The organism is Marinobacter sp. UBA2688, assembly GCF_002352785.1.
Taxonomy (GTDB): Bacteria; Pseudomonadota; Gammaproteobacteria; order Pseudomonadales; family Oleiphilaceae; genus Marinobacter; species Marinobacter salarius.
This window is the reverse complement of sequence record NZ_DELU01000016.1, coordinates 14,008-20,304: the sequence shown is the minus strand read 5'-3', so window position 1 is coordinate 20,304 and position 6,297 is coordinate 14,008. Positions and strand designations below refer to the sequence as shown.

Annotated in this window: 6 protein-coding genes; all 6 read right to left on the bottom strand. The window is 57.2% G+C overall.

The genetic code is table 11. The annotated features are described in order from the left end of the window. Positions 1 to 876: hypothetical protein (locus B3M52_RS08720; RefSeq protein WP_286749411.1), on the bottom strand; the 876-nt coding region annotated here is incomplete at its 3' end. After that, the gene (locus B3M52_RS08715; protein ID WP_075194683.1) at positions 860 to 1,501 is read right to left on the bottom strand and encodes a penicillin-binding protein activator LpoB; all 642 of its coding nucleotides are present in this window, start codon (positions 1,499 to 1,501) and stop codon (positions 860 to 862) included. The genes B3M52_RS08720 and B3M52_RS08715, both read right to left, overlap by 17 nt. A gap of 18 nt (positions 1,502 to 1,519) precedes the next feature. Further along, entirely contained in the window at positions 1,520 to 2,755 is a 1,236-nt protein-coding gene (locus tag B3M52_RS08710) for a carboxyl-terminal protease-like protein (protein ID WP_226909988.1), read from the bottom strand. A gap of 590 nt (positions 2,756 to 3,345) precedes the next feature. Further along, positions 3,346 to 3,549, bottom strand: a complete 204-nt coding sequence (locus B3M52_RS08705; protein WP_075194685.1) for a hypothetical protein — start codon at positions 3,547 to 3,549, stop codon at positions 3,346 to 3,348. 67 nt (positions 3,550 to 3,616) lie between these two features. Beyond that, the gene (locus B3M52_RS08700; protein WP_075194686.1) at positions 3,617 to 5,605 is read right to left on the bottom strand and encodes a ribonuclease R family protein; all 1,989 of its coding nucleotides are present in this window, start codon (positions 5,603 to 5,605) and stop codon (positions 3,617 to 3,619) included. A 75-nt stretch (positions 5,606 to 5,680) separates the two neighbouring features. Continuing rightward, positions 5,681 to 6,297: GGDEF domain-containing protein (locus B3M52_RS08695; RefSeq protein ID WP_286749410.1), on the bottom strand; the 617-nt coding region annotated here is incomplete at its 5' end.

The following is a 6,297-nucleotide window of genomic DNA, read 5'->3' as shown; positions in this document are numbered from 1 at the left end:
ATTTTCCTTGAACTGGATCTGACCTTCCACGATACGGTCGATGGCGCGTCCACCCCGGGTTGAGGCCTGGAAAAAGACATCTTCCATGGGGTAAACCGACGACCACTCTTCGCCATTCCTGACTTCGGCGCCAACATCCCGGAAGTTCTTGCCCCGTCGATACACCAACTGATAGTGACCAACGCCGTCACCAAGTTTGCGGGGCGATTTACCGGTTTCGACAATCAGCAGAGCATTGTCGTTGGCCCCAGGAATGGGGGCATCTGGCCGGTAAAGCTTGAGCTCTTCAAAATGCTCTGCGGCCAGTTGGTCACTGCCCATTTTCTGTGCGGACCAGCCAGCAAGGTATAACAGCAGTGCGAAATCCGTGCTGTTCTGTTCTTCCTCTGCAAAGGCATCCTGCAACAGGCCGGCCAGAAAACTGGCGCGGGCGTTGCCATAGTCGCCGTCTTCCAGGTAGATCAGGCCGAGGTAAAAATACACCATGGCCCGTTCGTAGGGTTCGCCTTTGAAGTCTTTCTCCGCTTCCTCGTACCAGATGCTTCGTGCCTTTCTGGCGGCCTCGGAATCGGCATAGACATTCTCGATCTCAAGCCGGGCCTGGGTCAGCGTGTTCTTCGCCTCGTCCCGATAGCCGGCCCGGTAGGCTTTGACCCCGATTTCCATCAGGTTCAGCACCTTGTTGCGAGGACCCTCTTCAAACAGGTTCTGGAAGTCAGCACGCAGAGCGGCAGGCTTGCTGTTGATCAGGCTTTGTTCAGCAGGTGCAAGCGCGGCCCGGTCATAGACCTTGGGGCCAGACGCGCAGCCAGCGATCGCGCCGGCAAGAATCGTGGCCAGCGCAGGCTTTAACAATCGCTTATCGATAGACCACATTGTCCTTGGCCGCCTTTCTCATTTCATAGAGTCCGCTCCACACGATGGTGCCCAGTTCAAGATCGACCATTTCGAAGCTGATCTGGCTGTAGCGGGATTGGGTTCCGGTGTCGCGGTCGATGGCGTCCAGCGACGTGATACGGCCACCCATGCGGAAATCGGCACCGGCCTGCGCGGCAGTCTGGCGGATCGTACCGCCGTCGACGGCGCCGTCACGCTTCAGGTCGCGCTCTTTCTGGACCATGTCGGAGAAGTGGCGACCCACAAAAACCATGCGGCCGTTGGCGGCTCGATTCAGTTCGATGCGCAGGCGGTCGGTGAGCATGTTGGTGTTGACCACCGAGGTGCTCTCGTTCTTGATGTACTCGTTGTCGATGATAATGCGAGGCGGTGTAGAGCGACCGGTCAGCATCGGGTTGGCCAGCATATCCCGCATCATCTGGTCGGTGACGGCAACAACGTCCTGGCTTTCGATACCAACGCCGCCAACTCGGCCAGTGCTGGAAACATCTTCGTAGACCGTGGGTTTACCTTTGACGTTCTCGATGTTTCCGGCGCATCCGGACAGAACCAGAGTCGCCGTTGCCAGGGCGCAAGCCGTTGTGAGTGCAGTTTTTCTAAGCATTCCATTCTCCATTTGATGTTAGCGGACTTGCGCGAGGGTCTCGGCCAGTTCGGGATAGATCTGTCGGGTGGCATCCATGGCATCAGCAAAGTTGCCGGTATGGCCGTATTTTGCCTTCAGATAGCGAGCCATGGACGATATATCGTCAAAGCTGCGGTCGGAAGTGCTGCGAATAGCTTCCCAGCCGCCGGACGCGCTGATAGCGGTTTCACGGCCAATGCTCTTGCCGACTTCGGCGCCAACAGTACCGCCCAGGAACCCCCCAACAAACGGCACCTGTTCGAGAGCTTTTTCACCCAGATACGCACCGGCTGCTGCACCGACGCCGGTGCCAACGGTTGACCCGATGTTGGCGTTAATGGCGGAGTTGACCCACTCGGCCAGCACGTCGTCGCTGGTGTAGGGGCTCATGTATTTGCCTTGATTGTCCTTGCGCACCAGTTGTTCGAGGAGCTCTTCCTGGGTTGGAATCCGGATGTTGCCGTTTTCGTCACGGAGTTTGCCGGTATTCGCCGCAGCCAATAACTGGGCCGATGGGGCCTCATTAGTCATGCGATCCACCAACCCCTCGGGGAGGCCAGCGTCCTTGAGCACTTGGTGGTGAGCCCGGGTCATTCCCGTGTAGTAGCCGGATTGAATGGGCTGATTTGGGTAGGCGTTGAGCATCTGCACCAGCAGTTGATCTGCGTCGACGCCCTGCGCCAATCTGGTTTCCAGGTCGATGCCACGCAGACTATCAGGGCCGATCATCCACGCTTGATAGCGAACCGGCAGGAGATCGGTGTAACCGGGTATATTGCTGTTGGCAGCATGGTAAGCGAGGGTGTCGGTTTCAGGGGCTTGATCGATCAGCTGCAGGATGGCAGAAGGCCGGTAAACGGAGTTTGCGCCGGGACCGGTTAGGTAGGCTGCAATTTCTTCGGTGGTTTGGGGATTAAACTGCTCGAATTCGGTGCGCTGCTGATCGATAGTGGCCAGAACGTTGTCCCTGTGATAGTCAGCAACGTAGGCTTCGGCGACGGATTTCTCTTCTTCCTTATCGCCCAGTGTACCCAGAAACATCATCGGCGTCGGAAAGTAAACAGAGAAATAGCCGTCGATAGAGTAATCGACACGGCTTTCCAGCAGCGTTTCTCCCTGCCAGGTCAGAGAGAAGACGTCTGCATAAGGTGTTTCGTCCTTGATGGGGACCAGCGTCAGCGTCAAGATGTAGCCAAGAAAGCTCAAACCATTTAAATCGGGTGTTCCAGCCATTTCAGTTGTGCGGGTTACGACAACCTCAGGGACATCAGCGGATTCCGGAACCAGCCAATCAGGACGTTCGTCTCCGACAACGGTGAAGGGGACTGTCCCGGTGCTATAGGATGACGAGGTGGGGGCACTCACACTGTCGGGATCAAATCTGTAGGTTTGGCAGCCCGTAAGCAGGGTTGCCAGAGACAGGCCAAGGAGTGATACGCCTGCCCGTTTGATCGAGGACCGTTTTACCTTTGAGGTGGAACGAGAAGGACTTAATGTCATCCCTGATACCTTATATGTGTTGATTTAGAGGTGGTGTCGATAACAACGACACTCTGTTAACAGGGTAACTGTATAAACAATTTTTAATGACAGTGTTAGGCTCGGAAGGTCGCGAGGCAGGGGATCGAGTTAGAAATACGTCGCGGAAAACAAAGAGTCCGTTGCGTAAGCTATTAAAGCATAAGCCTCTTTTTGGAAAAGAGGCATGAAATATATAGAAATGCAAAAATTTGCAAGATAATGTTAGCCCGCCTTGAAGGAAGGTGGTTGGCGGGATCAGTGACAGGCCAAGGACGAACGCTTATGAAGATGCTCGGACAGAACTAATTGCTATCCTCGTCTCCGATTTCGTCCGGGTGCTCTTTCTTGTAGCGCTCCCACTCTTCCCAGTCATGGGGTGTGCCAGCATGAGGGCGCTTCAAGTGCTTTGCGTGCTCCATTGCATTGTGGCGCAGGCTGTGGTCGCGCTCCTCTTCTTCCTCTTCGAAGCCGTACTTCTTCAGGAACTCGGTTGGGCTGATAGGCATCCGGATTCACCTCCGTAACGAATAAGTGCCCGCTTATTCACTAAGATGGCGCTCCGGAGCCGGATTTTCAAGCCTCGTCGGTGTTCGCGGGCTCGCGGCCTTCAGTCGGCGCATCCACCAGATTGAACTGGATCTGTTTTCTTTCGTCGTCGACGCCGGAGAAGGTCACAGTCACGGGTTGTTCCAACTGGAACGTACGGCCGTTTTTGTTGTGAATCAAGCGCAACGTAACGGGATCGAAGCTGAACTTACCTTCAAGTGTCTTGCAGCTCACGAACCCTTCCAGGCCGTTGGCGTCCAGCCGTACAAAGAACCCAGCAGGCGTTGTGCGGCTGATCACGCCAGTCATCAAGTCCTCGCCAAGGGTTTTCGCAAAATCGCTCTTGAGCCAGTTTTCAAGGCTGTTGGCTGCTTGGCGGGCGCGGATCTGGGTCTGTTGCAGTTCGGCCAGTTGGTCATCGTTGAGCTCGTTCAGCGATTCCTGCCACAGGATCGACTTGATCAGCCGATGCACGTGGAAGTCGCTGAACTTGCGAAGTGGCGACGTGAACGTGGTGTAGGCGGCCAGCCCCATGCCCTGGTGGGGGGCGGGCGTGAACGACAGCTCGGCGCGGGCAAGCTGGCGGGAAATAATGGCTTTGACAGGAACCTCTGCGTCCAGCCCGTCGGTCTGCTTCATCAGGTCGCGGAAGCCTGCGGCGCTGGTGGCGTCGATATCGGCGAGCTGTGGGGCATAGCCTTCCAGCAAGGCGCGGACGTTGTCGGTGCGGTCGTCCCGCAAACCGGGATGCTGGATAAACAGCCCCTTGTCACGTTGCCCCAGGAAGTCGGCCGCGCAGCGGTTGGCGGCGATCATGCATTCTTCCACCAGGCGATGGGCCTCGTTCTGAACGGAGGGCTCGATCAGCCGTATCCGGCGATTCTCGTCCAGGCGCAGCCGGAATTCGGGGCGGTCACCGTTCACCAGTGCGTGCTCGTTTCGCCATTTGCGCAGAGCGGTGGCGATCTGGTGGAGCTGGTCGAGGCTGTTGGAAACGGTATCCGGAAGCGCCTTGATATCGTCGTCTTCCCGGCCTTCGATCAGGTTGGAGACCAGTTCATAACTGAGTTTGCCGTGGGAGCGAATCACTGCCTGATGAAATTGATAGTCGCCGAGGCTGCCATCGTTGTTCACCTGAAGGTCGCAGACCAGTGCCAGGCGCTTGGTGTCCGGCATTAACGAACACAGGCGGGTACTGAGGGTATCCGGCAGCATGGGTAGTGGTTCGCCGGGAAAATAGATGGCGGTGGCGCGGCGAAAGGCCTCCTGCTCGGCAGGGCTGCCCGGCTCGATAACAGCCGTCGGGTCAGCAATGGCAATGGACAGTTTCCAGCCAGTGGCGTTGGGCTCTGCCAGCAGGGCATCGTCCATGTCTTGGGTGCCGGGGCTGTCGATGGTCACATAGGGCTGGTCGGTGCGATCATCCCGGCCTTCGCTTTTTGCGTCAACGGTTGATTCATCCAGCGCACTGGCCTGTTTCTGCACGGCGTCGGACCAGGTGTCTGGCAGGTGGAAGGTGGCAACGGTGAGAGCGCGCTCGATGCCGGTATCACCGGCTTTGCCGAGGACCTTCAGGATCTTTGCCTGGCCTTTGCCATCCTTGATCGGATGTTTGTGAATCTGGCAGTAGATGTAATCGTCGGGCTCGGCACCCTGGCGTTCTTTCGGCGGTATGAAGATCCAGCGGTTGATGCCGGGGGTTTCCGGCACCACGAAGTGGCCTTTACCTTTCACCAGGTAGCGACCAACGAACGTGTCCAGACTGGTGTCCAGAAGCTCGTCGATCATGCCCTGGGTCTTGCCCTTGTCGCCCTCTTCCTCGGTGATCTTGACGCGGTCACCGGGCAGCACTTTCTGCATTTCTTCCGGTGGCAGGAAGACGTCTCGCCCCTCATCCAGCGCAACAAAGCCGAAACGCCCATTGGTGGCTTTGACGGTACCCGGAAAGACAACCTTGTTTTCCTCGATATTGGTTTTCAGCTGGCGCAACTGGCTGAGGGCGTCGGCATTGAGCATGAACAGAACCTGGCTGGATAAAATTTGAGTGTCGCTGCGGAGTATACCGGTTATGGCGGTATGAGTCAGACCATGTTACGCGGGGTTAATTTCCTGGCCTGATCCATCCGTGATAAGCACTTTATTCCGCCCCTGCTGTTTCACACGGTAAAGCGCCTGATCAGCCTGTCGCAGAATGGTGTCAACGTCGTCACCGGGCTGGCAGAGGTACCCGCCCACGCTAACGGTCACCGGCGTGCCGGTGCGAATGCTGTCCCTTTCGATGGTTTCGCGTATCCGTGCGGCAATCTGGCACAGCGTATCTTCATCGCAGGGCGAGAGCACCACCACGAATTCGTCGCCGCCCCAGCGGCCGGGGTGGTCGTAGGGCCGCACGCCGGCCTTGAGCCACAGTGCCACGCGGCAGAGAATGTCGTCACCGGCCTGATGGCCAAGCTCGTCGTTGATGGCCTTGAAGTGGTCAATGTCCAGCCAGATCAGACCAAAGCCCGTGTTCTGTCGTTTTGCCCGCTGTATTTCTTCATCCAGGGCTTCGTCCAGACCACGGCGGTTCTTCAGCCCGGTAAGGGCGTCAACACGCGCCAGCCTGTTCAGCTCGTCAGTACGTTGCGCAACCTTCCGTTCCAGTTCGCGGGTTGAATGCTCGAGGGTGTCGGTCATTGTCTCGAAATGACTGGCAAGCCGGCCGATCT

Bases quoted from the DNA above. Each gene is read 5' to 3' on its own strand.
- B3M52_RS08715 (WP_075194683.1), bottom strand. From the start codon at position 1,501: ATGCTTAGAAAAACTGCACTCACAACGGCTTGCGCCCTGGCAACGGCG.
- B3M52_RS08710 (WP_226909988.1), bottom strand. From the start codon at position 2,755: ATGGCTGGAACACCCGATTTAAATGGTTTGAGCTTTCTTGGCTACATC.
- B3M52_RS08705 (WP_075194685.1), bottom strand. From the start codon at position 3,549: ATGCCTATCAGCCCAACCGAGTTCCTGAAGAAGTACGGCTTCGAAGAG.
- B3M52_RS08700 (WP_075194686.1), bottom strand. From the start codon at position 5,605: ATGCTCAATGCCGACGCCCTCAGCCAGTTGCGCCAGCTGAAAACCAAT.